Raw genomic sequence first — 24553 nt, 5'->3', positions numbered from 1 at the left:
CCGGCCGGAACGCCCGGCCGGAAATAGTCAGGCCTTGGCGAGGTCGATGGTGATGGTCTGCCAGGCAGTGTCGAAGGCATCGCGCATCGAAAAGCGCATGTAGGTCTTCGAGCCAATGACGCGGATCGCTTCGCGGATCGCCTTCATCGCACTGACCCAGCGCTCGTCTTCGATCTCGAGACGCAGAAGCATGAAGATTTCGCTGCGGTTGATCTGGCCTTCCTTGTCGGTATTGAAGGCACTGGTCACGATCGCGCGGATCTCCGGACGGCTATCGGCCGCCCATTCGTTGAGGCATTCGTCAACGAGCGTTTTGGCGATCTGCAGCTCGGGACCGAAGGTCAGCTGGTCGGACACGCGGATTTCGACGCGCATCAGCCCATCGAAGCTGAAATAGCTCTTGTTGCCCTTCGCGCCGCCGACCTTGAGGCCATATTCCTGCGCAAGAAGCGCATCGAGCTCGCCAAGATCATCGAAGGTATGGCCCTTGAAGCGGGCTACCTGCTCGCTCAGCGCAATCGCGAAGCCGAAGATCTTGCGCACCTGCTCGTCAATGAGCTTATCGGTGGGTTTGATGAGCTCGATCGGGCGGAAGCCACCAGTGGCATCGCGCATGTACTGCTTTCCGTCGATCTCGATGATGCCCGTGGGCACCGAGGTGGGTGTTTGGTCAGACATTCTGTTGGTCCTTGTTGCGGGTGGTTGTGAACACGGGGGTTTTCAGCGTCTCGCCGGGATAGATCGGGGTGAGACCCATCTGAGTGAGCAGCATGGCCATCGACTCGATCTCGAGCACGCTCATCATCGAGACGCCGCGCTGAAGGCCGTAGAGATCGAGCTTCCCCAGAGCGGCGGCGGCACGCTGCATCATCGTCTCGTTGGTCAGCCTCAGAATGGGCTCAGCTTGCTTGGCCATTGGGGTCATCCTGCTTTGTTGGGTTGAGAGGGCAGCGGCGGCACGCCACCCACTGGCGCATCTTTTCCGGTGAGGAGGTGGATTGCGGTGCCGATGCCAGCTCTCGGCACCGCTCGGTCGAGATCCCGCGGTTGAGGTGCGGGCACATCATCTGGTCGCGATAAAGCCGCATCACATCGGCACCGTGCTTGCGCGTCACCAGATCAAGGCTGCGGGCGGGGTATGTTCCGCTGATCAGCATCGATACCGATGGCCGAGCCATGCCGATTTCTCGGGCGATCTGAGCAATCGACTTTCCCTTGCTGCGCTCGGCGCGCAGCAAAGAGATCCATTCCAGCTCCTGGAGCGCGATCAGGGAAGGTTGCACGGCACGTCCTCCCCGGTGTTGAAGTCGTGAACGGCGCGCACCTTCGACAAGACGACCGGGGCGCGCGGACCAGTGTCGCGCGAGAGCATCCAGCGCTTGTAGCCGTTGCTCGTGGGGGCAGATGCCTCGGCGCGGCGCGCGAACTCGACCACGAAGCCAGCCCGACGCAGGGCGCGCAAATAGCGCTGCAGATTGTCGGTCGGGTTTCCGTCGCTCGCGGTGGCAGCATCTGCAACCAGATCGAGCACGGTGAACCGGCGACGCATCCGCATCGAGCGCCAGGCGCGCTCGCGCAGGGTGTTGGGCTGCTCTCGCACGCGCCCGCTCGGGGCTTTCGGGCCAGATTTGATGATCTCGCCACGCGCCGCAGCCTCGATCCCCGCCGGGGTGAGCTGGTAGCATCCAGCCGCCATACGCTCGAGGTAGTCGCGCCTGATCAGGCAGCTCGCCGCGTCAGAAACCTGACGGGCAGTCAGATCGAGCGCGCGCCCGAGATCCTCGATGGTGCGACAGGCTCCTGCGGCGAGTGCATTCAGCACTGCCGTCGGGGCCTGTCCGGGATGGTGACGATCGACCATCAGAGCACCCCGGTCACGAAGATCTCTTTTCCGGTCACCCGATCGGTCATGATCGGCTGGCCGATCATGTCATCGATGCTCACCCCGGTTTGATCGATGTCGACGCGCATTCCGAAGCGTTCGATGTGGGCGATCGCATCAAGGATTTCTCGGTTGAAGCCACGCGAGGCTTTCCAGACGTAATTGACCAGATCAGGAGCGACGGGCACCTCACAGCGGCCTTCGATCAGGGCGCGGGCATCCTCGAGCGTGGCCTGCGCAAACAGCACCTTGTTGGGCGAACGGCTCTCGATCTGAGGGAACTTGCGCAGATTGTCGCGCAACGATCCCATACCGATCAGGATCGTCGGCAGGAACTTCAGATCGCTGATCCCACGAATGCCCTCCATGATCTCCCCGCGCGCCGAAATCAGGTCGCATTCGTCGATCACGATTCCGAAGGTTTGGTCGCGCAACGCAGCGCGCTCAGCCCGATCCCCAAGTTCCGCCAAAACGCGGGCAAAGCGATTGCGGCGGCCACGGATGCTCTCGGGGTCGACGCCAAGCTCCGCGAGCATCTCCTGGACGAACCAGCTGTAATCCCAGCCCTTCTGTGCGCGCAGGTAGACGCTCCCGGTTTGGGCACACCAGCGGTTGATGGTGGTGGTCTTGCCAAGCCCGGGCTTGCCATCCACGACGACAAGGCAGGCTTCCTCGGCACCGCGTTCGTTGACCTTCTTCAGCGCCCCATAGAAGGCGCGAACATTGCTCGTCTCGACAAAATTGGGTCTCATGCTATGCTCTCCTCATCTCCGGAAAGTTTCTGGTTTGGTCAGGCAACGGCGCGGAGGAGGGTTCGAAGCGCCTCCACGTCGATGCCTGACAGTCGGAACAATTCGCGCGCGGACGGGTTGCCAAGGCAGCTCTTCAGCACGGAAATCTGGTTTTGGTTCAGCTCGCTCGGGTGATCGAGCGCCCAGATCGCGAGCTCTTCATCGGATTTGAACACCTTGCGGCGAGGCCTCATCTCCACCGCTGCGGGCGCTTCGACAGGGGCTTCAACGACCTCCTGGGCAACCGCATCGAGGAATGGGGCTGGCTCTAGCGGTGCCTGCTCGATGAGGTAGATGCCCTGGCGTTCCGCCTCGACATCTTCGACCTTGCGTCCAAGCCGGGCGAGGCGCGCTTTCGAGCGGGTTTCCTGCGCCTTCTGCTCGTAGCTGAGCGGCACATAGCGCTCGGCATTGGCCATGAACTGAGCCACGCAAACGAGCGGACCGGGTTGTCCCGTCGAGCGATCGAATTTGCGCACCCAAACCCGGTCGGCCTGGTGGTAGTCATAGCCTACCATGACCTTTTCCTGGTGCAGACGCTCAAGGCTTGGGTGGAAGTATTTGTTTCCGTTCCATTCCACTTCGGCGCGACGCACGGTGCGAATTTCGTAGGGGCGGAACAGGTCATCAGCTTCGTCGGCGTCTACCGGCACCGGCTCAAAGCCATTGGCGTCGTGCGCTTTCCAGAATTCATCCGGGCTCATATGGCGCTTCTTGCCGGTCTCCGGGTCTTCGAATTTCGGCAAGCTCGTGTGTGGCTTGGCGTTATACTCATCGACCATGGCCCAGCACAGGCGGACGAACTCTTCCCAGCTCGGGAGCGCCTTCGACTCCCCGAAGATCTTCAGTTCCTTGCGGGTAAGCTTGTGGATGCGGTCGCCCGCCTCCTTGTCCATGTCCTTGCCGATATAGGTGGGTAGGCGCTTTGCCAGCGTATCCCACACCGTGGCGTTCGGGCGTTCGATCACGCCCTTCGCCTGGCTGCCATAGGCCTTGGCATGCATCTTTGTGATGCCAAGGCGCCCCATCAGGCCCGCAACATCCGCATCCATCGCTTCGTTGCGATAGCCGGGGCCACGGTCCACGTAGAAGATCGCGCAGATCCCGCCAGAGGTGCAGGCATTGCGCAGCGCCTCGGCAACGGAGCGCTGGTTTTCCGAGCGAGCCAGCGAGATCCCGACGATCCGGCGGGTGGCCACATCGATGACGGTGGTGATTTCTGGCCGAATTGGTTTCTTCGTCACCGGATCGGCCACCTCAGCGTCGAAGGTCTTGCCGTCGGCGCTGTAGACCGTGGTCGGCAGCATGTCGTCGAAGGTGCGGGTCACATAGGGCAAACGGGAGCGCAGCGTCAGGAAGCCTTCGCGGCCCACCATCTTCTCCACATTGCTCAGCCGCGTGCGCACGATGTACTCACATTGCGACAGGCTCAGCGTCATGCGCTGGACCCCATCGTGCTTGGCGGCGTCCTTCAGGTATTCTTGGTGCGCGGCCGCGAGTGACGGCTTCGTCGGCATGGCATAGAACGGCAGGAAGTCAAAAAACGCTGCCGGGATCGGTTGCTGCGCCTTCGTTGCTGTCGGGGCCAAGGCGATCACGCCCCGCTCATCGCGCGCCTTGAACCAGTCGTAGATCGTGGCGCGCTTCACCTGAGGGCACTCTTTGCGATCGTTGGCCGTAACGAGGCGCTCGATCGAAAGCCCAAATCCAGGGATCGTCGTCAGCAAAAGCGGCAGCGCGAGGCGTGCCTTGTCGCGCTCGGTGAGCGGCAGGTGGGCATCGCGGCGCGCTTCCAGTTCCTGACGCTCTGACCATGCCTCCTGAGCCTCGAGGAAGCGCGCGATTGCCCATGCGCGCTTTTCCCCCTGCGAAATCGCATAGCCATCGATCGCAAGCAGAACCTCAGAGCGCGCTTCCATCACGGCACGGGCGCGGGCGGGCAAGACCTGCGCGCGCAGGGCCTCGATCTTGCGGCGATCTTCGAGCGCCTGCGTCTCTTGCCGCGCCTGAAGCTGAGTGCCGATTGCGGTGATATGCAGCCCGTCGATCATCGCCTGCGGCAAGAGCGAGAAATGGTATTCGAGCCCACCACCGCGCCCCAGGCGCTTGCGGCACAGGCTCTGGCCAAGATCATCCCAGCCCTTTTGACGCGCATGGCGGATCACCCCGCTCTTGGTGGCCGGGAACCCGATCACCTTGCGATCACGCGCCATTTCGGCCAGTTCACGCGCGCTGAAGAACTCCTGCGAAGGGGTGCAAAGGTCTTTCATCGACGTGCCCTCCTGCGGGCAGAAAGAACCTGACGGCGGGCCTGCAGCTCCTCAATGTGCTCATCGAGCAGATGCGCCTCGATCAGTTCAGCATATTCGGTTTCGATCACGGTCAGGCCGAACTCTCCGGGCGCGAAGCCAAGCAGCTGCTTATTGCCGGTAGCCTGAACAAGCGCGATGAAGGCATCGAGCGGAATGCGGTGGTCTTCCGAGCCTTCCGAAGACCACTTGTTCAGCATCGACTCGCTGATCGGCCTCTTGATCCAGTCTGTCATGCGCCGCGCCACCTCGGCCCGGCTCATGCCGTCTTCGCGGGCATCGCGCAGCGCATGTCCAATGAGCCGCGCAATGCGATTATCCAGCGCCCCGCGCCCGGTGACCTCGGCCGAATAGCCGACTGCCACCGTCGGCGGCTGCCAGGAGAACAGATCTCCGGTCAACGTATCGCGGGGCCGCGCCATCAGATGCGACCCGTGCGCTTGAGAGAGGCCAGAATGCGCTCTTCGTTCTCGGCTACCAGCAAATCGAAGCTGGCGTCGGGCAACTCCTTCAGCCCGGTGCGGATCGTGCGCACCATCCGCTCGACTGCGGTCACGGGCAGCGTGCCTTCAAGGTGGGCAATCGCCTGGGCAACGTTCTGCACCGCCGGATGCTCTTCGCTTTCGATCAGTTCGAGGATCTTCGCCTGCATCGCAGGCTTTTGCTCCGATAGCGCCTTCAGTTCCGTCTGCTTGCGGGCAAGATTGGTGCCGATCAGGCGCAGGCGGGAAGCAGGCGTCAGGTCCGTCCAGATTTTGACGGCGGCTTTAATGGCGCTCTGGCTCAGCCCGATCTTGGCCGCCGTTGCCTTGGCAAAACCGAAGATCTCCGGGCGTTCCGAACCAAGAGCCAAACTTTGGCTCTTGCTCCGATCTCCGCCGTGCTTCGCCTCCGGGTGCATCCGCTCATAGACCACCTTCAGCTCATAAAGGTGCTGGCAGCGGTCGAGCGCGATCAGCTCGCCACGGCCAAGGTTTTCCATCACCTCCTCAAGGCGGGCCTCATCATCATTCGAGGCCTCAGAGAGCGTGGCCGCGATGGTTTCAGCGCCGTTGATCCGGTGCGCCTCAAGGCGGTGCAGCCCCGCGATCAGCATGAAACGCTCGCCATTGGGCCGCACCCGGATCGGGTGCATAAGGCCCTGCTCGGCAATGATCGCAGCAAGCGCCTCGGCTGCGGCGGCATCAAAGCCGCGCGCCCGGTTTTTCGGCACGTCGATCATGTCGAGGGGCAGGGTGAGGGTGTCAGAATTCGCCATAATATGCCTGTTTATGTCGTTGTTCGCGCCAGCTTCCCGGGCGCGACTGATCTTCAAATTTCGGCGTGTGACCGGCAGCGTTCGCACATGCGGTGATGAAACCCCTGGCTCTTGAACGTCACTCCGCAGCGCAGGCAGGACCGCTCTTGCAAGCGCCGCGCGGCAGGAATCGAGGCCAGTTCACGGTGCAGATGGCGCTCAGCCTCAGGCTTGTTTGGGAAGTCTGGACTGGGCGCGTCGAGGCCGACCACGCGCCAGCGCGACCTGCCTTCAACCGTGATCGTCACCACGCGCGGGCCAAGCTGCTGCTTTCCAGCGATACGGCTCATGCGCAGCCCTCCGCTCCGGCCTTCAGCAAGACCTGATCGATCCAGTTGCGCACGGCCTGATAGCGACCCGCCGTCGAGGTGGCCGTAAACCCGAAGGCGCGCGCGCGATACCCACCCCCAATGGCTGTAACCTCGGAAGCGCAGCCGCGGGTAAAGGCATGGACAAGCTCTTCGCTCGTGCGCAGTGCATTCAGGGCGCGGGCCACAGCGGCCGCCTCGCGCAGCCGTTGTTCTTTGGACGGGCGGCGGGGAGAGCGGCAGTGGTGCATACCGATCATCAAAGCCCCCCGCAGAACAGAAATACGGCAAGGCCCAGAAGGGCCCAACAGACAGCGCCGATGAGCAATGCGAAGCCAATCCACCATCCGGGCGGGAATTTATGGTCGCTCATTACACGCGCCCTCCGTAGCTGATCTCAAGGAAGTCACCGACCTCCTCGAGAACCCCGATTTCCAGCATCAGGCCGAGGGTGTCGGCCAGATCATCGAGCGCGCGCGAATAGACGATCGTTGCCTCGTCGCGCCGACGTTGCGGCAATGACAGGTCTTTCATCAGGGGCTTAGCCATGCGCGCCGCGCGCAGGCTGTTCACCGCGCGCGCCCAACGTGCCTTGGGGGCCTGATCAAGAATGACGTCTTCCATCACAGCCCCAACCCGGCGCAACCGCCGAGCCCTCCGCCGATGAAGAGCCCCGCGATCAGCGTCACCACGATCGCAATGGCGCCGATCACATCCTCTATCGTGATCTCGAGGTCACGCATGCGCATGTTCGACCTCCATCACCGGCATCGCCACGCGAGGGGCCTGCATGATCTGGGTGACCACCTCGGAAACCACCGCATCGCCGCTGATTTGTTCACGGTAGGATTGCGCCGCGGCTTCGAGCGTCAGGAACCCACGGATCCCGTGCAGGCTCTGACAGATGCGCTCCACCGTGGCCGGATCCTGCTTGGCCGCGCCGCGCAGCAGCGCAATCGCTTCACCAATGTCGCCGGCGGCGCGCTGGAACCCGCCCGAGCTACCGTCAAGAACGGCGGGGAGTTTGGACGAAATCCCGGTCATGCCGCGGCCTCATTGTCAGCGGCGCGGCGCGCTTTTTCCCTTGCGATCAGGGCCTCATTCTCGGCAGAAAGGATACGAGACCGCCTTTTGGGGTAACGGTCCGGGAAAAGCTCCGCCACCGGCTCGTCGAGAAACTCGGCGATCGCGGCTTCGGCGTTGCGGCAGGTGCGGGTCCAGACGTTCCGCATTTGCGTCGGATTGATGCCCCGGAGTTCGGCAAGGCCCGTAAGGGTCATGCCGGCCTCTTCGAGGGCACACTTGATCCTGGCTTTCGTCCAGGGTGCTCCCATGGGTTGGTCTCCTGTTGAGGGCAGATGTTGGCGCATCTGCTTTTTTCAGAACTGCGTGTGACAACAGCCGCCACCAATAGGTGGCGGCTTATGAAATGGATAACACCACAATTGCACTTTAGTAAAGTGCAATTGTGGATATTGGTGGGACATTGGCGCGACCTGAGGTAGAACCAGCTACTCCATTGGCGAAGAGGCTTAGGGAGATACGGCGTCGCCTTGGCGATCCTGATCGCTCGGAGTTCGCTGACGCCCTCAGTATTTCAAAGAATACAATTGCATTTTATGAGCGAGGGGAGCGCACGCCTGATGCGAACGTCCTCAAGCATTACAGCGACAGGTATGATGTGAACATGAATTGGCTCGTCTCAGGAAAAGGTGAGATGTTCTTAAGGCCTAGTGATGTTGTGGCGCGGCTCTCGGCGAACACAGGGGTAACCAACTCTGACGATGTAGATGTTGCGTCTGGATCGGGTGCTTTACTCGCGGCTGCTTCGAAAAATCTCAGAAGTGAACGGGATCTGATCAATCTTCCCGCATATGAAGTGCGCGCTTCGGCTGGTTATGGCGCCACCGTTTCGACCGAAGCCGTCGTCGAACAGATCGCGTTCGATCGGTCATTCCTGGCGGATCTTGGGGCGAGCCCTGAACGCTGCACGATCATTTGGGCCCATGGCGATTCGATGCAGCCCACAATTCCAGATGGGTCGATCCTCGTCGTCGATCACAGCCAGACCGACGTGCGCAACGGCTGCATCTATGTGATCAACGTCGCCGATGATCTTCTGGTAAAACGCGCCCGCCGCCGCCTCGACGCCGCCCTCGAGCTCGTATCTGACAACGCGATGTATCCGCCAGAGACGGTATCAGCCGATCGCCTCGATCAGCTGCGCGTGGTCGGCCGCGTCGTCTACTTTTGCAGAACACCATGAGGGATTAAGATGGCTACCTGTTCAATGTGCCAAAAGTCGGTGTCGCGTTTCAGCCTTTTTCAGGGGGTGTGTGAGGACTGCCATGAGGAGAGGAGAAAGCAGCGCATCGCAGCCGAGACGCTGAGGCGACAGGAGGAAAGGGAGCTCCAGGAGCAGGCCGAAATAGATGAGGCCGCCCGCGCCGCCGCGTTAGAAATCCGTGTCGCAGCAATGATCCTGACAACCGAATCCGCGCACAACCTCGATGTCACCGAACGGCTTGGCATCGTCGCGTCTGAATACGTCGTTGGCATCAACATTCTGCGCGACATCGCGGCCGAATTCCGCGACTTCTTCGGCGGTCGTAGTGCCACCATGCAGCGCGCTCTTCGAGAGGCACGCGAAGCGGCATTGGCAGAGCTGAAGGTGCAGGCCGCCGAGCTCGGCGCAGATGCTGTTGTCGGTATTAACCTCGACTTTAGCGAGATCAGCGGCGGCGGTAAGAGCATGCTGTTCTTGGTTGCGAGCGGCACCGCGGTGGCCCTGCGCATGGCTGTTTCCTGACGCGCTACCAGAAAATTCCGCGTCACAGTTCGTCGGCTCCTCGGCACTTGGTTGATAAGGCCGCTTCCGCCTTGTTTCATTGGTGTTTCCGAGCCTTCTGGTCGTTCCGCATCGAACTGTGACCGCTCGTCACTGTTCGAACTTCTTTGCCAGACCCTCACGCCTCCTAAAAGCTCAGCGCGCCCCTATTTTTCTTTAATGTTTACCGTTGCTTATTTCTGCTGGCAGTTCGCTGCCGCAATGCAAGTTTTTGCATGCTACTTGCTGGATTTTGGTCACTGTTTCGGCCCGGTCTTTCATTCACCACTGCGCCGCCATAGCCACTTTTGTGGCGTTTTTACTCGCTCTTTCAATGGCTTCCCAGAACTGTGACGGAGCTGTCGTTCTGTCCAGAAGTTACTACCCCCCTACACATTGCAGAAAATCACGTTGATACCCTTCGCAAAATTGCGCGGCCTCTTGCCCTTCACGCACGAGGGCCACCTCCTTTGGCGCTGCGAGGGCCCCGCTGCCATCGGAAAACGCCACCTCGATCGCAACGCCCGGTGCGCGACGCCAGGACCAGTTCCGGAACTGCCCACGCAAGAGCCGCAACAGCTGCCCAAGCCACGCCCCGAATGTCAGGTGATCGGGGCGGACAGGATTTTCAGAATTTGCGAGATGGGCTGCATCAGAGTGTCGATTTGCACCTTGATGCGCGCCAGCCGGGCGATCATCGCGTCGTTGTCCGCGCGAAAGCGGCTCAGGTCCGCTTGCAGGGCTTCGCGCAATTCGCGGTTCAATCGCGTCTCCTCGGCGATCCGCATCAGCGCCTCGATCAATGCCTGGCCGAGGTCCGATCGGTCGGTCTCGGGGATCTCCAGAAGGTCGAGCAGGGGCAGGAGCCGGTCGACCTTGCCATCGGTCGAGATGAGCTGCGTCAGCAGGATGTCTTTCGCGGAAGGAAGGGTGAGCGGGGTCAGTTCGGTGGGCATGAATGGCCTTCTTGAGAGTGTCGAGATGTGGGGTGAGCAGATGGGCAAGCCGGTGCCAGGATAGCTCACGGCGAAGGCGGTCGAGCTTACGGGCAAAATCCAGCCGTGCGCGCAGATGCCGCGGCTCCCACGCGAGGCCCAGATCGCCGCCATAAATCGCCCCCGCCGGCGCGACGAAGCGGTAGCTGTTTGCGCCATGCCGGTTGATGCGGGTTTCCCGACAGATCGCAGGGACGGTATCGGCAAGACAGGCATCAAGCATTTCGAGAGTCATTGGCTGCTGTCTGAGAAAGATCGAAGAGAGCGCCTGATGAACCTGCCGCCGCACGGGGCTGGAAAGATTGCGGATCGGGGTCACCGGTTGCAAGCTAGGGATGGCCGGATCAAAATAGCGCGGCTCAGGCAGGCCGATCAGCCGCGCCAATGTTTTGTGGGTCTGATCGGTCCGATGGCGCGACAGGTATGGCTTTAACGGTGTGCCCGTAAAGCTGCGCAGCGCCACCGCGATGTGGATGTGATCGCAACCCGCATCGACGTGCCGCGCCGCGACCCAAGCTGTGCCGTAGGGTGGCAGGCTCATCAGCACGAGGAGTGTCAGCACAATCCGTAGCCAGGTATCGCGGTCGGCGCGCAGGCCGACCGGCAGCGAAAGCGTTACATGCAAGAGCCCATCATCTCCGGCGAGGCGCTCAAGATCCCGTCGCAACGCGTGCGGGTGCGATCCGGGCAAAGTGCCGCCAAGCCACTCGGCGCCGGGTCGCAGGATGTATCCTTCAACGAACTTCGCATCTTGGTGCCGGATCGTATGTGCGCGGGTCATGGCTTTTGGATCCTCAGGCGAATGTCGAAGATAAGCTGAAGAACCTCTTTCGTCAGGGTCGCGTGCTGGCGCTTGTTGAGCGCCGTCATGCGATTGAGCAACATCCCGATGCGGCCGATTTCCGAGGCGAGGTCCAGGCAATCTGGCAGATCCTGGAGCGCCCGGTCCCGCAACAGGCCTGCCATCGTCGGGATGTTGGAAGCAGAGAGCTTGCCCCGAAGTCGTGCCATTTCCGTGTCCGAAAACCGGACTTTCACGATGTTGCCGCGCGCCTCAGCCATGGCGCGACCCGGTGGGGGCAGCGTCGAGCCAGGCGTCCATCTCGTCGGCTTTGAAACGCGCGCAGTTCGCGCCCAAGAGAACTTTGCGCGGAAAGTCCGCGCGCTCACGATGCCAGCGGTCGATGGTGGCGCGCGTGACACCACAGATCCTGGCGATGTCGGTGATCGTATAATAGCGGGGGCGGTTGTCGGGGGTGGGTTGTTCCATCTCAATACTCTTTCTGTCATGCAAGCGCGTTCTGGCCCGGTATTTCTGAGCAGGTTTCGGGGGTGTCCCTTGCGGTTTAGTTTAACCGGGAACCCGGTGCCTGATGCGCCAAAGGACGATGTTTGAGGCCGGAAACGGGCTGAATATGTGGATAACCTCCGCTTGAGGGCCGGGCCGTTCCTGAAATCCGGAACTTCTTGCCGCCGGTCCAAGCCGCGATCGTCTGAAATCAGTGATGCGCAATGGAAAAATCCGGATTTTCTTGAGGCGCATGGCTTTCATGTTATCGAGCTCAGAAAATCTTGTGCGCGTTAAAACCTTGTGCGCGTTAGAACCTAAGTGTGAGGGCCCTATCTCCTGCGACGTGAGCACGTCAGGCTGCGAGCGCGGGCCTGTTGATGCCGTCATGCGCGGCCTTGAACATCGCGGCACTACGGACCGAGATCACATCGGCTTGGCCTCGGTCGGGGGGCTGGTGGCGTCGGTCGCCGTGCTGCGAAGGAAGGCGTGCAGGTCTTCGCCTGCAAGCTCGCGCTCGTCTTCGAGGCGGGCGGCGAGCGCTTCGACGGCACCTTGATGCTGCCGGATCAGGGTGCGGGCTTGCCGTGCCGCCGTGTCGAGGCGCTTGCGCAGGCGCGCGCGCAGGTCCGGCGGGGCGGACAGCCCGGGGAGCGGCGCTTCGGTCCAGAGCAGACCGTCATGACCCAGGCCATAGCGGTGCTCGATGGCCGCAGCCAGGGCCGAGGCCCTTGCAAGATCAGAGCCGGCAGAGCCGCCCGCGCCGTTCGATGCCGCGCCCAGAATGACGTCTTCCGCCGCGCGGCCAGCGAGCAGCACCACGATCTCAGCCTCCAGATCCCGCAGCAGCATGTCGGCCCGGGGCGGCGTGCGATCGACCTCGCCCGCGCGGCCAGAGACCTGGATGCGCCGGATCGAACCGGGGTCGATGTGATGGGCGGCGATGGCGTGACCCGCTTCGTGAAGGGCGATGCGGCGCAGGCTGGCGGGGGGGATCGTGCTTGCACCGAGGTGGTGGCGCAGAAGCCCGGCGTCGAGGGGCACGCCGCGGTGACGCGCATCGGCGCGCGCGGCACGGATCGCGGCATCGACATCTGCGGGCGTCTGGCCGACGGCGTCGCGCGCGAGGCCGGCAAGCTCTGTGGGGGTGAGCGTGCCGCGCAGGGCATCGACCAGCATGCCTTCCAGAAACGCCCGGTCCGGCCGCGGCACCTCGATCTTCACGTCGAAGCGCCCGGGGCGGAGAATGGCCGGGTCGAGCCGGTTCGGATCGTTGCAGGCGCCCACGAGGATCACGCCCGGTTCGCGCGCGATCCTGTCGACTTCTTCCAGGAAGCCGTTGATGACTTGCGTCTGATAGCTCCGGTTCTGGCTGGCGGTGTCATCGCGTGACCCGGCCGCGTCGATCTCGTCGATGAACAGGATGCAGGGCGCGGCGGTGCGGGCATCCTGGAACGTGCGCCGCATCGCAGCGAGCATATGGCCCAGGTGCCCGGCACTTTGCCATGCCGCAAAGCTCGAGGAGATGACGCGGACGCCCGCAGTCTCGCCCATCATCCGTGCCAGCATCGTCTTGCCCGTCCCCGGCGCGCCGTGCAGCAAGAGCGAGCGCGTGAGCTCGGTCCACGAAACCGTTCCGTCGCGCCAGGCGACGAGATCGCGCACGATCCGCCAGGCGGTCATGTGGGCCGGCGAGCGTCGGGCGAGCGTTTCGAGATCGCGGACCGGCGCGGGTGCGGGTGCGGGCGTCGGTGCGACGGCCCCGGCGAAACCTGCGAGGCGTTCGGCGACGGCCCGGGCGTTGGGGGCGCGCGCGGCGATCAGACAGTGCTCGGGCGTCAGGCGCGCGAGGGCCGCCGCGCTCGGCAGGGCCGCGCGGACGGCCGCGGCGTCGATGCGGCCGGTCGCGGAATGCGTGGCCGCGAGCAGCGTGAGCAGGAGTTCCGGCGTGATCGGTGCAAGCGTCAGATGCTGGTCCAACGCCGCCGAAAACGCGGCCGGGAGCTTGGTGTCACTGGCCAAGGCAAAAAGCAGCGGCGTGCGCGCGCCAAGGGCTTCGCGCAGCACGTCATCGCGCGCGGTGTCGGTGAAAACCCGCAAGCACGGGCCGCTGTCGTCGATTTTGGCGGCGCGGGCTGTTGCGCCCCAGGCGTCGGGCAGGATGGCGTGCTCCAAAACAGGCTCCAGCAGCGCGCGGTCGGGCCAATCGAGGCCGGTCAGGACCGTGAGCGCGCCAGGGGCAAGGTGGCGCGCGAGCTCGGCCGCGCTGGTGAAGGTCGCGGCGAGGCGCAGCGCAAGCAGCAGTTCGGCAAGCGGCAGCTCGATCTGCGGGCGGCATCGCCCGTCTTCGGCGGTGGCGAAGGGATCGCCCCCTTGCGCGACAATCGCGTCCCAGGCGTCGGGGGGCAGGTGGCGCCGCGCGGGGCTGCGGGACAGCTGCGCCAGGACTGCCTGCGGGGCCGTGGGCGTTGCGTCCGGCCACGGGCCTTTGGCGCGGCGTGCGGCACGGCCAGCCCCGGCGCCCGGCGCGAAGGCGTCGTCGCAAGCAGGCGCCTCGCGCCGCGCTGCGAGGCGTTGGTGATGCGCGCGCAGGCGTTCAATGGCGCGATCCGCAAGCGCAGACCATGCCGGGTTTTGGGGACGGTCGGGGCCGGATCCACGGACGGTTCCGGGACGGGCAGGGGCGTTCTGGCTCATCGAAAGGTCCTTTGCTGAAAGGGGGGGCGATGCCGGACATCCGGACCCGGCCGTGCGAAACGGGCGGGGGGATCCGGACCCGGAAGCGCCCGGGGTCCGGTCGGTTCGCCTGAAAGCTGGCGCGCGTCAGGCCGCGAGATCGGCCGCGAGCCCGTCGAGAAGGCGCAGGATCAGGGGTTCGGTCTCTGCCGTATAGATCTCGGAGGCGACATGGATCTGCGCGGCATAGACCTCTGCCGGCACGCGCGCCGTCGGCGCCTGCTGCGCGATCCGGCGGTGCAGCCGCTTCTCGGCAGATTGCGCCGCGCGCCCCGTGGGCATCGGCAGATGGCGCAAGATCTCGCCCGTCGCGGGCGAGCCCGAAAGCAACTGATAATGCAAACGCGAGTCGGGGTCGCGCGAGAAGCCGAGCTTCACCACGCGGCGATCGTCGTTCAGGCGAAAGCGCATGACATACAGAAAACTCGGCGCGGTGGCCCACCCTTCACCGCAGCCGGGGCAGGTGAAGCGCCCCGATTGCATATTGGCGCGGGCGATGCGCACCGCGCAGCCGCACCCCTGGGCATGGCGATAGAGCCGATAGCTCGGATTGCCCTCGGGGTCCGGCCCGGCCACGCTCCAACCGCGCCGCGCGGCTTCGGCCTCTTCAAGCGACGCCTGGCAGATGTCGCAGCGGTAGCTTTCCCCCTCGGTGCCCATGGTTTGCACGCGCCCGCGCTGCAAGCGCTGCTCATGCCCGCAGGGGGCGCGGTAGAAGCCGTATTTGCGGTCCGTCTCATCGCGGCGCAGGAACGCAATTCCCGCCGTTTCCGCCTCCTGGCGCCAGGCGGTGTCGAGGCAATGCGGGCACATCGGCTTTGCCTTTGCGACCACGAAATAGCGGCTGACATGCGCGCCGCCACAGGTGCGGCAGCGGATCAGCAGGTGGTTCTTGTCGATCACGCGGGCAAGGATGTCATAGCCATTGCGATCGGCGCCGAGGTGCCAGGCGGGCTGGATCTGCCCGGGGTGGCGGGGAAGGTTGGCGGTCTCGACGATGCGGGACGTGAAGCGCGGGCTTTTGGTCATGGCGGAGCTCTCCGGGATGGAACGGACATGGGAAATGCGCCCGCCTGCCGAGGCGGCGCAGGCGCATGCGGGGCTCAAACGAAAGAAAGGTGAGGGCTCAGCAAAGCGGCGCGTCGAACAGCGCGTCCAGATCCGATGCGGGCAGGGGGAGGCCCGCGTCACGCTGCAGGGCGCTCAGCTGATCGAGGCGGCTGAAGGCTTGTTCGATCAGGGCATCCACGCGGCGGGCGACAAGGCCCGGTGCGGCATTGCACAAAAGCGGCTGGTTGGCCGACATGAAGTGGAGGATGTTCTCACGATCCGCGCCCGCAACGACGTCGAGCGCCGCCGCGATAAAGCGCGCCGCGAAGACCAGGCGGCGGTCGGAGGCGATCACAACCGGCGCATCGCCCGCATGACGCGCCGCCCCGACCACATCATTCAGAGCGATCTGCGCGCGGACCTCGGGGGCGACATAGGCCATGTCCCAGGCAGCCCGGCTGACGCGCAGCCCCTCGGCCTCGACGGCATCCGCCAGCGCCTCAATCAGCGCGATGAACGCCGCATGCGCCGGGGAAAAAGCACCGGGCGCAGCCTCGCCCGACGAAAACCGGCGCCGCGGCGCTTTGATGCCGCCAGCAAGAGTGATAGAGCGATGGGTAGTCATGATGGGATCTCCTCGTAAGATCGCGTTGTGATGAGGACTGGGCGGGGAGCTTCCACCTTCCCCTCAGTCCGTTGCATTTGTGTGCAAGTGGGTGCAGTATGCGCCCATCGAGAGTGAATGTCAAGTGCATACATCTGCACACATCGAGGTTTGACATGGCAAAAACATCGGCAATCTCGGTCCGAGTGGCCGACGAAACGAAGCAGGCTGTAGAAAAGGCGGCGGAAGCAGATGGGCGTTCCGTCGCGTCCTATGTTGAGCGCTTGCTGGTGTCACATTTGAAAGAATGCGGCTACCTGCCAAAGTAACGGCTGGCGGCGCGGAACTCAGGAGCGCACCCAGGAGAGATGGTCATGATCCGCCCCGGTTATCTACCGCGGCAAATTCGTGAGCCGTCATGACCGAAGCCAGCATCACTATCAGACGCTCAGTAATGGTCAGGCGGGGTGACGGTGCCCACGGCAAGGCAACTGAAAGCTGCCGCGTCGGCGCCAGGACATCGGGCGCGACGGAAGAGGCACGCGCGCGCAGCGTCATCCCGCGTCGATGGTGGTGATTGCGCGGAACGTTCAGTCGGGTGTCACATCCCCGGCCAGCTCTCTGGCTCTGGCGGCGCATCCTCCGGGCCGCCGCCCATCGCGGTGGCGACGCGCTTCAGAAGGCCCGCGAACTTGATGACCATCTTTTGGACCGTGCTTCGCTGGGCAGGTTCCGTTGCGAAAATCTTTTGCAAGAACTTCGGTGCCCGGTGGGCGAACTGATCCGGGTCGTTCATTTTCAAAAAGCTGCCGTCCTCTACCATGCTCAGCATCTCCTGCATTGTCCCGATACCGGCCTCGGACTCCTCGAGCCGTTGACTGGCAACCTGCTCGCGGCGTGCGACATCGTTTTCGCGACCGGCAACCCGGGTTTCCTGCTCCGCAACTTTCTTCTTCCGCTGGACGAGCTTCTCGGTCTCCGTCACGAGTTCCAGAGACTGCTCTTTCATCTGCAGGACCGCCTCGGTCAGCACCGTTTCCTCCTCTTCCAACCTCTGCGCTTTTTCCGTGTTCAAAAGAGCCTGTTCCCGCTGTGCGGCATCCACTTTTGCAATATGCTTCGCATGCGCCTTGCGCTCGGCATATTGCACCGTAGAGAGCCGTTCGTTCCGGGGGCCGTGGCGCAGCAGGCCACAGGGTTTGCCGACGGCCTCGTAATAGTCGTCCTGAAAGGACGCCATTGCGGCCCGATAGGCCGCCTTTTCAGGGTTCTTCTTTGCTTGATCCTGTCGCGCCTCATGCAAGTGATGGGTGTTCTCGCGGGTCCAGGTCGCGAGCGCCTCGGTGTTCTGCCGCTCGATCTCGGCACAGCTCGCCTCCCAGGCCGCGATCTGCTCCTCATAGAGCGATGTGCGCCGGGCCTGCGTCACGCGGTTCTTTGAGGGCTTGGGGCGCTTGGGCTTCAACGGCATTGGCGCGGGCACCGGGCGGGGCAGGGACGTGAGCGTCTCGGCACGCCCATGTGCGGCGCGCCATGCCTCGGCGGCGCATTTGCCAACATGAAGCTTGTTCGCGCTCAGTTTTGGATCGGCGCTATTCACGACGAGGATGTGGATATGGACATGTGTCTCGTCGAGATGCAGCACCGCCGCGGCGTCAATCCCCCCGGGCATCCGCGACCGGAAATCCCTTCTCACCAGGTCGATCCATTTCCGGATCTCGGCTTTGTCCGCCTCCGAGCCGGAAAGATACTCGGCCGAGGTCATCGGGTGCGAATGGATCTCGGTGTAGAGTGTTGGCGCGTCTGTCTTCAGCCCGCGCGCGTAGCTGCCCCCGCCTTTTTTGCGGACGGTCTCCCTGATTGCAGCCCTGCGCGCGTCATGGATCCGACGCAGCTCTTCGGGGCGGATCAGGCCGCGACCGACCAGAACCTCCGGGGGACGCGGAGCGAGAATGTGGCCGCTGTGTCGCGGAATTCGCAGGGCTTCGCCGAAGACCTGGTTGATGTCATTGTAGTGATCCTTCGTCCCTGCAACCCGTGTCGGCTTCAGGCTGTAGGTCTGGATATGGACGAACTGATAGGCCATGGCGCGCACCTCTGATTGCGATCATGGCAACTCATTTATACATGGTCGGCGAAAACCCGAAACGAAACCCGAGTCTCTTGCGCGGTGAATGTGGATAACCTAAACTTATGAAGTCGTTTGCGAAATTCAATTTCGAAAACGGCCCCGACGCGGGGTAGATACAGTGACAGACTGTGGGTAGCTGAAGCTACCGTCGTCTGCCCCTTACGCCGGGGAGGCGCTCCGTCGGGTCGATAATAAGCGTCCCGCATATTATCGACCCAACTGCGCGGATGGCACGCCATCCTTGCAACAGCCCCGCGCCAAGGCGCGGGGATCGAGGGGCGGCGCGCTTATCAGAGCGGTCGCGGTTTGTGGGACTGGCCTGTTATCGGATTGAGATCCGCCCGGAGCGGCTGGTCGACCGCGTGGTCGCACCCGTCGTCAGCTGCCCATCGCGCGTGCGTCGAGATCGTCGCGGATCTCGATTCGCGCCGACAGACCGCCTTTGATCGCGACATCGGTCAGCCGCGAGACCCGCCAATCGCCCGCGTAGCCGCGCCGCAGATAGGCCGCCACCAGCTGGAACCCGCTCTGCGGCCAGCCGCGCGGCGTGTCGATCAGCACCAGTTCGGCGATCCCGAACCCATGCGTGTTCAGATCCCGCAACCGGGCCTTGGTCGTGATGTTCACGATCGGTACGAGCCACACGATATGATCGGCCACCGTCATCGCGTGCCGTGTGAACTCGCGGATCTTCGACCAGGGCGGGTTGGTGATGATCCAGTCGATCTGCGCGTCCCATTCCAGGAAATCCCGCCCGCCCTCAAGTTCGCACCAGGACCGCTCGAGATGCGCGGGCAGCTGATCGTGAAACGCGCCCGCGCCGCGCGCCGGATCGAGCACGCGGCCAAAAATCCGGTCGGCAAAGTGACCGATGACCGCAGCGGCAAGGGCAGGGGGCGTCATCACGCGATCCCGGTCTGGCGCGTTGCGGGCCGGAACGAGCGCCGGCTTCTTGGGGCTCGAGGCGGCTTTCACCGCGTTCCGGACCCCAAGCACCGCCAACACCCGCAGCAGCGTCTCGACCCGGCCGGTTAGGTCGCGCTCGAGCGCATGGATCGTTGGCCTCGAACACCCGACCCGGATCCCGAGTGCGCTCTGGCTCAGGCCAGCGGCGCGCCGCCGCTCGGCCAGGGCCGGGCCGGCGTGACCCTCCTCCCCCCAAGACCAGCGCAGTTCGAGCGCCGACAGCACCCGCGTAAGCGAGCCAATGCTGCCGCGGCCTGTCTCAAGGTTGCGAAGGGCGGGAATACTGATGCCCGCTTCCGTGGCGACGGTGGCTTGGGTGAAGCCGAGCTCTCGACGGCGGGTGCGGATGGGGAAGGTGGATGGTGTCAAACTATGTTTCTAAAATTGGTGTCAGAAATGGAATGATAGTTTTGCACGATTTGACAGCCGGGTGCGAGGCTGAAAATTCCAACTTCGTGTCTTGAGGTGGTCGATCACAGCAGAGTGTGCGGGGTGACCCACACCTTCGTCGGCGTTGTCTGAAGACTCTCTGGTTTCCTAGATGCCTCGTAGCGTCAGTTTCCGCTGCTGTTCGAAGGCGATCGGTTACAGCATGTCGTTCCTAGGGAAGAGCGCGACGGTAACCGCCTCGTCGTGCGCTTCCTCCGTTCGACCCCGCCCTTGGTTCAAGCTTGGGGGACATAATCTCAGCCCTCGGGGAGTGGAGAGAGCGCAGTCGCCGTCGGATGGGGCGGGTCCCGCCGTGTCCAACGTTTGAAATGAATCGGTCGGCAGGTTTGACGCAGGTTCCCTCTTGCCAGCCTATCGGCTTCGCCTAGGAATGGACTTGTATAAAAAGACAGGTGATTTGAATGACCCAACTGGATGGCGCGACCGCTCCGAGCTCTGCTGACCTTGTCGAGGCCCCATCGCTCAAGCCCGAGATGATCGTGAGCTACTCCCCGTTCATTGGACAGTTTCCGGGGTGGTTTAAGCTACTCTCTGCCCCTGCTGGTCGGTTTCGATCTGGTTGAAGTAGAGCACAGCGGGCGGCTTTCCGCCATGGGCGGCGTGGGGCCGCTGGTGGTTGTAGAAGGTGATCCATCGTCCAATACCGGCCTTCGCCTGCGAGCCGGTCTCCCAAGCGTGCAGATAGACGCACTCATACTTCAGGGACCGCCAGAGGCGTTCGATGAAGATGTTGTCGAGACACCGGCCCTTGCCGTCCATCGAGATCCGGGTGCCGATCCGTTTCAGCTGGTCGGTCCAGGCGAAGGACGTGAACTGCGAGCCTTGGTCACTGTTCATGATCTCCGGCGGGCCGAAGCGGTGGACCGCCTCGTTCAGCGCCTCGACGCAGAAGTCGGCTTCGAGCGTGTTCGAGATGCGCCAGGCCAAGACCTTGCGGGTGAACCAGTCCATGATGGCGATCAGGTAGAGGAAGCCCTTTCTCATTGGCAGATAGGTGATGTCGGCGCACCAAACCCGGTTGGGCCGATCGACCCGCAGGCCACCCAGCAGGTAGGGGTAGGTCTTGTGCCCCTTCGCGGGCTTGCTGGTGTTGGGCTTCTGGTAGATCGGCATCAGGCGCATGAGCCGCATCAGCCGTCGGATGCGCTTCACATTCACGGCGTGCCCTTCGTTCTGCAGGTGCCAGGTCATCTGCTGGACGCCGTAGAACGGGGTCTCCAGGAACTGGCGGTCAATCAGTTGCATGAGCGTCAAGTTCATCTCGGTCTCGCCCAACGGTGCGTAGTAGAACGACGACCGCGAGATCGACAGCAGGCGACATTGCGCCCCTATCGACAACGTGGGGTGGTGGCGTTCGATCATCCCACGCCTCACTTGCCGGTCCAAGGCTTGAGCTTTCTGGACAAAAAATCGTTGGCCACAGCCAGCTCCCCGATCTTTGCGTGCAGCGACCGCACCGTGTCCTCGTCGATCTCGGGCGCTCTCTTGCCGCCCCGCTCGAAGATGTCAGCCGCGCCCTCCAGAAGAGCCTTCTTCCACTGGTGGATCATCGTCGGGTGCACACCGTATTCCGCGGCCAGTTCCGACACCGTGCGCTCGCCCTTCACGGCTTCCAGCGCCACGCGAGCCTTGAAGCCCGCGTCATGGTTCCTGCGTTTCTTCATGTTCTGATCTCCTCGTTCTTGGAGACCAGCAGAAGTCAGATCGTAGCTTACGTCACTGTCCGATTTTCGGGGGGTAGCTCAATGATGTGCATCCGCTTCCCACTCTCGCTTCGCAACGTCGAGGATCTGCTGCATGAGCGGGGCATCGATATTTGCCACGAGACGGTCCGATTTTGGTGGCATAGGTTCGGGCCAATGTTCGCCGCGGAGATCCAGAAGCGACGTGTTGAAGGGATGCGGTCGAGCCGTTGGCGCTGGCACTTGGACGTGGTTTTCGTGAAGATCAACGGCGAACCGTGCCGCCGCTCTCGCCGAGTGGCGCGGTCTTTGGGCGGCATAAGGGACAGCCATCCAGCACTTGTCGAGACGAGTTCGAATTGGTCTGACACCACCCACGTTCTCCTTTGTGGCATGAGCAGGTTTTCACTGGATCGATACATGAACTTGGCGCAAAAAATTTTCACCTCGTTGCTTAAAAGTTCAGCGAAGAGGGCATCGATGATGCGTTGGTCCATTCATTTGCCCTTTACTAGAGTACACAAGTATGGTGCGCTTTCCGGACGCTCGAACCTCTTTTAACTACTCAATAAGAAATTTCGTATGAACATCCTCACCGTCCCCGGCAGTGACATCTGTGTGTCCAAACTGATCTTCGGCACCGCTAGCCTTTTCAATGTTCGTGGTACATCCGCGCGTCAGCGCCTTGTTGAGGCTGCGGTGGATGCTGGTTTTACCCATTTCGACACGGCACCTTACTATGGCTTCGGGGTCGCAGAACGTGACCTTGCATCTACCTTGAAAATGCATCCGGACGTTACTGTGACAACCAAAGTTGGGATCTACTCGCCCGGCGGAGAAAAGCAACCGAAGAGCATAGTCTTTGCACGCAAGGCAGGGGGACGCATATTCAAGTCTCTCTCGCGTCCCACGATTGATTTTTCGATTGCCCGAGCGAGAAAGGCTCTTGAAGGAAGCCTCGGACGGCTAGGGCGCGATCATATCGACATCTACATGCTGCACGAGCCCGAGATTGACCTGCTGTCGACTGAGGAATGGCAGCGTTGGCTAGAGGACGAGAAGGCTACTGGCCGCATCCGCGCATTCGGTTTCGCATCCACGGCTGATCGTATGGAACCGTTTGTCGCAAGCGGCACGCTGATTGGCGGGGTCCACCAAGTGTGCGACAGTCTAGAACGGCGTGAAGCGGATATCCTGACGCGCAACGGCCTGCCGCTTCAGATAACCTATAGCTACGTTTCAGCTGCACGGGCCGCAGGTAGCCACCGAGCTGTGCCGGAGATCCTGAAAGATGCCATGAATCGCAATCGCGCGGGCGCAATCATTGTCAGTTCGACAAAAGAAAGCCGAATGTACGAATATTCCCAGATGGTCCAGGACTGGGACGCCGAACAAGGGGTGCACAGTGATCACGGATCTTGATGCCAGTGGAGATGCAACTCGGTCTTCCGAGTTTGTTGTCATCGGCGCTGGGACTGTAGGACTTCCGACGGCGGTTAAGCTTGCCAAGAAGGGCCGTTCGGTGACCTGCTTGGAAAGCGGGACGCGCCATCAAGAGGGCGAGACTCATCCCCTGAACGAAGTCGTACATAAGTCGATGCACTATGAAGGCGCGGTCTCGGGCCGGTTCCGTTGCCTGGGAGGCACTTCGACCCGTTGGGGCGGCGCCTTGATCCCGTTCCAAGATGAGGATCTGAAAGGTGCCGGATGGCCGTTGACGCGCGCGGACCTGGATCCGTACCTGCCGGGTGTCGAGGAATTTTTCAGCCTTGCAGACGGACCCTATCGGGATACAAACTTTCCCTACGACTTAGGGGAGGGGCATGTCCCGCGGCTGGCGAAGTGGCCCACGTTTGCCAAGCGCAATCTGATGAATGTCGTCGGTGGCGAAGCCGAGGCATCGGATGGTCCGGACCTCTGGATGAACGCCACGGTAGTCTCGATCGAAATCCTCGATAAAGGAGTCGTCGTTACCGCGAAGGCGCCCGGCGGTGCCAGTCTGCGCGTTGAAGCGGAGAAGCTGATCATTGCGGCAGGCGCCGTAGAGACGACCAGGCTGGCGCTGCTGATCGACAGCCAGAACAAGGGGGTCATCAGCAAGCTCAGCCCCGCATTGGGACGCTACTTTGCCGATCACGTATCGATCGAAGTCGCTGAAATCCATGCGCGCAAGCTGAAGGCGCTGAACAAGATTGTCGGGTTTCGCTTCGGTCGGAAGGGGCGCATGCGGAACCTCAGGTTCGAACTTGCTCCGGATTCCCCGGCACGTATAGGGCAGCCGCCGAGCTTCATCCACATTGGCTTCGAAGTGACCAAGCCTGGTGGCTTCGATGTCCTACGCGAACTTTTTCAATACATTCAGAAGCGGCGTCGAGTGCCGATGTCAGTCATTCGCGGCCTGGTAGCGAACTCGCCGTGGCTGATGCGTGCGGTCTGGTGGCGGTTCGCGCACAAGCGTCTGCTGTTTCCGAACGCAGCACGCCTGCTTGTCCATGTGGTCGTTGAACAGCAGCCGATGGCGGAGAATTGCATTACTCTCAGCGAATGCCGCACCGATCAATACGGTGTGCCGCTTGCCGAGATCGACTGGCGCGTTACCGAGACGGATATCAGTAACCTCAGGCGCAGTCGCGACGCGTTTCGCCGAACATGGCGCAAGAGCAGGCTTTCGGAGTTGGGCGAATGGGAAGACCTGCCTGATGCAAGCTTGGGGGAGCGACTCAAGCATTCAGGCGGCATTTACCATCCCACCGGTTCTACCCGGATGGGCCATACGCCAGAAGAGGGGGTGGTCGATGCCTCGCTGCGGCTTTGGGGTGCGCCTCAGGTACAGCTTCTTGCCACTTCCGTCCTGCCGACCGGCGGCGGAGCCAATCCGACAATGATGTTGTTCCTGCTGACCGAGCGCCTACTGAACCAGCACCTTAAACAGAACCAATAATAGGCCGCATTTCTCATGACGCAGAGACTCTACAGCTTGCAGGCGATACGTGGCATTGCGGCCTGCATGGTGGTGATGCATCACGTCATCAATTTCTATGGAGTCAATACCAACGCCGTCATGCTTTTTCTGCTGGGTTTCGGGAAATGGGGGGTGAACATCTTTTTCGTGCTCATGACCTGCCACGGGATTTTTCCTCCACCGTCGATTAGAGTCCGCGCCAACTTGAGGACGGACAATGAAGCGAACGAGATTCACGGACGAACAGATCATCGGTATCCTGGCGGAGCACGAGG

At 62.4% G+C, this 24553-nt stretch carries 28 protein-coding genes and 2 pseudogenes; 7 read left to right on the top strand and 23 right to left on the bottom strand.

The window, feature by feature from the left end; translation table 11 throughout:
* Positions 1-27 precede the first annotated feature (27 nt).
* The 14 genes from P2G62_RS06780 to P2G62_RS06715 all read right to left on the bottom strand — a co-directional run bounded on the left by P2G62_RS06780 (position 28) and on the right by P2G62_RS06715 (position 7921).
* Entirely contained in the window at positions 28-678 is a 651-nt protein-coding gene (locus P2G62_RS06780; RefSeq protein WP_275734125.1) for a DUF3164 family protein, read from the bottom strand.
* On the bottom strand, positions 671-916 hold the full coding sequence (locus tag P2G62_RS06775; RefSeq protein ID WP_275734124.1) for a hypothetical protein: 246 nt from the start codon (positions 914-916) through the stop codon (positions 671-673). Before P2G62_RS06775 ends, P2G62_RS06780 begins: the two co-directional genes overlap by 8 nt.
* Complete coding sequence (locus P2G62_RS06770) at positions 900-1283, bottom strand: hypothetical protein (RefSeq protein ID WP_275734123.1); 384 nt, start codon at positions 1281-1283, stop codon at positions 900-902. The genes P2G62_RS06775 and P2G62_RS06770 overlap by 17 nt, the downstream gene beginning before the upstream one ends.
* Entirely contained in the window at positions 1268-1861 is a 594-nt protein-coding gene (locus tag P2G62_RS06765) for a hypothetical protein (protein WP_275734122.1), read from the bottom strand. Before P2G62_RS06765 ends, P2G62_RS06770 begins: the two co-directional genes overlap by 16 nt.
* Positions 1861-2634 (bottom strand): AAA family ATPase, encoded by a 774-nt coding sequence (locus P2G62_RS06760; RefSeq protein ID WP_275734121.1) that lies wholly within the window; start codon positions 2632-2634, stop codon positions 1861-1863. Before P2G62_RS06760 ends, P2G62_RS06765 begins: the two co-directional genes overlap by 1 nt.
* Positions 2635-2672: 38 nt before the next feature.
* Positions 2673-4943, bottom strand: a complete 2271-nt coding sequence (locus P2G62_RS06755; protein WP_275734120.1) for a Mu transposase C-terminal domain-containing protein — start codon at positions 4941-4943, stop codon at positions 2673-2675.
* On the bottom strand, positions 4940-5404 hold the full coding sequence (locus P2G62_RS06750) for a hypothetical protein (protein ID WP_275734119.1): 465 nt from the start codon (positions 5402-5404) through the stop codon (positions 4940-4942). The genes P2G62_RS06755 and P2G62_RS06750 overlap by 4 nt, the downstream gene beginning before the upstream one ends.
* On the bottom strand, positions 5404-6204 hold the full coding sequence (locus P2G62_RS06745) for a ParB N-terminal domain-containing protein (RefSeq protein ID WP_275734118.1): 801 nt from the start codon (positions 6202-6204) through the stop codon (positions 5404-5406). Before P2G62_RS06745 ends, P2G62_RS06750 begins: the two co-directional genes overlap by 1 nt.
* 89 nt (positions 6205-6293) lie before the next feature.
* Positions 6294-6569 (bottom strand): hypothetical protein, encoded by a 276-nt coding sequence (locus P2G62_RS06740; RefSeq protein WP_275734117.1) that lies wholly within the window; start codon positions 6567-6569, stop codon positions 6294-6296.
* Positions 6566-6847: a hypothetical protein gene (locus tag P2G62_RS06735; protein WP_275734116.1), complete on the bottom strand. Its 282-nt coding sequence runs from the start codon at positions 6845-6847 to the stop codon at positions 6566-6568. The genes P2G62_RS06740 and P2G62_RS06735 overlap by 4 nt, the downstream gene beginning before the upstream one ends.
* A 112-nt stretch (positions 6848-6959) precedes the next feature.
* A complete protein-coding gene (locus P2G62_RS06730; protein ID WP_275734115.1) occupies positions 6960-7211 on the bottom strand; it encodes a hypothetical protein in 252 nt (83 codons plus the stop codon).
* Positions 7211-7336: a hypothetical protein gene (locus P2G62_RS06725; RefSeq protein ID WP_275734114.1), complete on the bottom strand. Its 126-nt coding sequence runs from the start codon at positions 7334-7336 to the stop codon at positions 7211-7213. The genes P2G62_RS06730 and P2G62_RS06725 overlap by 1 nt, the downstream gene beginning before the upstream one ends.
* Positions 7323-7631, bottom strand: coding sequence for a hypothetical protein (locus P2G62_RS06720; RefSeq protein WP_275734113.1), 309 nt, complete (start codon positions 7629-7631; stop codon positions 7323-7325). Before P2G62_RS06720 ends, P2G62_RS06725 begins: the two co-directional genes overlap by 14 nt.
* Positions 7628-7921 carry a helix-turn-helix transcriptional regulator gene (locus P2G62_RS06715; protein ID WP_275734112.1) on the bottom strand — a complete coding sequence of 98 codons (294 nt, stop codon included), beginning with the start codon at positions 7919-7921 and terminating at the stop codon, positions 7628-7630. The genes P2G62_RS06720 and P2G62_RS06715 overlap by 4 nt, the downstream gene beginning before the upstream one ends.
* A gap of 134 nt (positions 7922-8055) precedes the next feature.
* On the opposite strand from P2G62_RS06715, the gene P2G62_RS06710 reads away from it, so the two are divergent.
* Complete coding sequence (locus P2G62_RS06710; protein WP_275734111.1) at positions 8056-8853, top strand: XRE family transcriptional regulator; 798 nt, start codon at positions 8056-8058, stop codon at positions 8851-8853.
* 9 nt (positions 8854-8862) lie between these two features.
* Positions 8863-9396 (top strand): YbjQ family protein, encoded by a 534-nt coding sequence (locus P2G62_RS06705; RefSeq protein ID WP_275734110.1) that lies wholly within the window; start codon positions 8863-8865, stop codon positions 9394-9396.
* A 620-nt stretch (positions 9397-10016) separates the two neighbouring features.
* On the opposite strand, the gene P2G62_RS06700 is transcribed toward P2G62_RS06705, so the two are convergent.
* From P2G62_RS06700 to P2G62_RS06675, 6 genes are all read right to left on the bottom strand, one after another.
* Positions 10017-10370 carry a hypothetical protein gene (locus tag P2G62_RS06700; protein WP_275734109.1) on the bottom strand — a complete coding sequence of 118 codons (354 nt, stop codon included), beginning with the start codon at positions 10368-10370 and terminating at the stop codon, positions 10017-10019.
* Positions 10371-11186: 816 nt separating this feature from the next.
* Positions 11187-11471 (bottom strand): hypothetical protein, encoded by a 285-nt coding sequence (locus P2G62_RS06695; protein WP_275734108.1) that lies wholly within the window; start codon positions 11469-11471, stop codon positions 11187-11189.
* On the bottom strand, positions 11464-11679 hold the full coding sequence (locus tag P2G62_RS06690) for an AlpA family phage regulatory protein (protein WP_275734107.1): 216 nt from the start codon (positions 11677-11679) through the stop codon (positions 11464-11466). The genes P2G62_RS06695 and P2G62_RS06690 overlap by 8 nt, the downstream gene beginning before the upstream one ends.
* Before the next feature lie 444 nt (positions 11680-12123).
* Positions 12124-14394 (bottom strand): AAA family ATPase, encoded by a 2271-nt coding sequence (locus tag P2G62_RS06685; protein WP_275734106.1) that lies wholly within the window; start codon positions 14392-14394, stop codon positions 12124-12126.
* Between the two features lie 126 nt (positions 14395-14520).
* Positions 14521-15462, bottom strand: coding sequence for a GIY-YIG nuclease family protein (locus P2G62_RS06680; protein ID WP_275734105.1), 942 nt, complete (start codon positions 15460-15462; stop codon positions 14521-14523).
* Between the two features lie 97 nt (positions 15463-15559).
* Positions 15560-16108, bottom strand: coding sequence for a hypothetical protein (locus P2G62_RS06675; protein ID WP_275734104.1), 549 nt, complete (start codon positions 16106-16108; stop codon positions 15560-15562).
* Positions 16109-16263: 155 nt separating this feature from the next.
* On the opposite strand from P2G62_RS06675, the gene P2G62_RS06670 reads away from it, so the two are divergent.
* Positions 16264-16416, top strand: coding sequence for a DUF1778 domain-containing protein (locus tag P2G62_RS06670; RefSeq protein ID WP_275734103.1), 153 nt, complete (start codon positions 16264-16266; stop codon positions 16414-16416).
* 272 nt (positions 16417-16688) lie between these two features.
* Here the strand turns inward: P2G62_RS06670 and P2G62_RS06665 are convergent, their stop codons facing one another.
* The 3 genes and pseudogenes from P2G62_RS06665 to P2G62_RS06655 all read right to left on the bottom strand — a co-directional run bounded on the left by P2G62_RS06665 (position 16689) and on the right by P2G62_RS06655 (position 21298).
* Positions 16689-18173, bottom strand: coding sequence for a Mob protein (locus P2G62_RS06665; protein ID WP_275734102.1), 1485 nt, complete (start codon positions 18171-18173; stop codon positions 16689-16691).
* Between the two features lie 423 nt (positions 18174-18596).
* The gene (locus P2G62_RS06660; RefSeq protein WP_275734101.1) at positions 18597-19553 is read right to left on the bottom strand and encodes a helix-turn-helix transcriptional regulator; all 957 of its coding nucleotides are present in this window, start codon (positions 19551-19553) and stop codon (positions 18597-18599) included.
* A gap of 600 nt (positions 19554-20153) precedes the next feature.
* A pseudogene (locus P2G62_RS06655) lies at positions 20154-21298 on the bottom strand (IS3 family transposase).
* An 81-nt stretch (positions 21299-21379) separates the two neighbouring features.
* Between P2G62_RS06655 and P2G62_RS06650 the strand changes: the two are divergent.
* The 4 genes and pseudogenes from P2G62_RS06650 to P2G62_RS06635 form a co-directional block, all read left to right on the top strand.
* Positions 21380-21592: pseudogene (locus tag P2G62_RS06650) on the top strand (IS6 family transposase); the annotation flags it as partial.
* 306 nt (positions 21593-21898) lie between these two features.
* Positions 21899-22738: an aldo/keto reductase gene (locus P2G62_RS06645; RefSeq protein WP_275734100.1), complete on the top strand. Its 840-nt coding sequence runs from the start codon at positions 21899-21901 to the stop codon at positions 22736-22738.
* Positions 22722-24257, top strand: a complete 1536-nt coding sequence (locus P2G62_RS06640) for a GMC oxidoreductase (protein ID WP_275734099.1) — start codon at positions 22722-22724, stop codon at positions 24255-24257. The genes P2G62_RS06645 and P2G62_RS06640 overlap by 17 nt, the downstream gene beginning before the upstream one ends.
* Positions 24258-24272: 15 nt before the next feature.
* Positions 24273-24553, top strand: a 281-nt coding sequence (locus P2G62_RS06635; RefSeq protein WP_275734098.1) for a hypothetical protein, incomplete at its 3' end; no start/stop codon positions are given.

The organism is Paenirhodobacter sp. CAU 1674 (assembly GCF_029222945.1).
Lineage (GTDB): Bacteria > Pseudomonadota > Alphaproteobacteria > Rhodobacterales > Rhodobacteraceae > Rhodobacter.
Note: the sequence above shows the minus strand (reverse complement) of the source record. Positions and strands in the feature narration are given on the sequence as shown.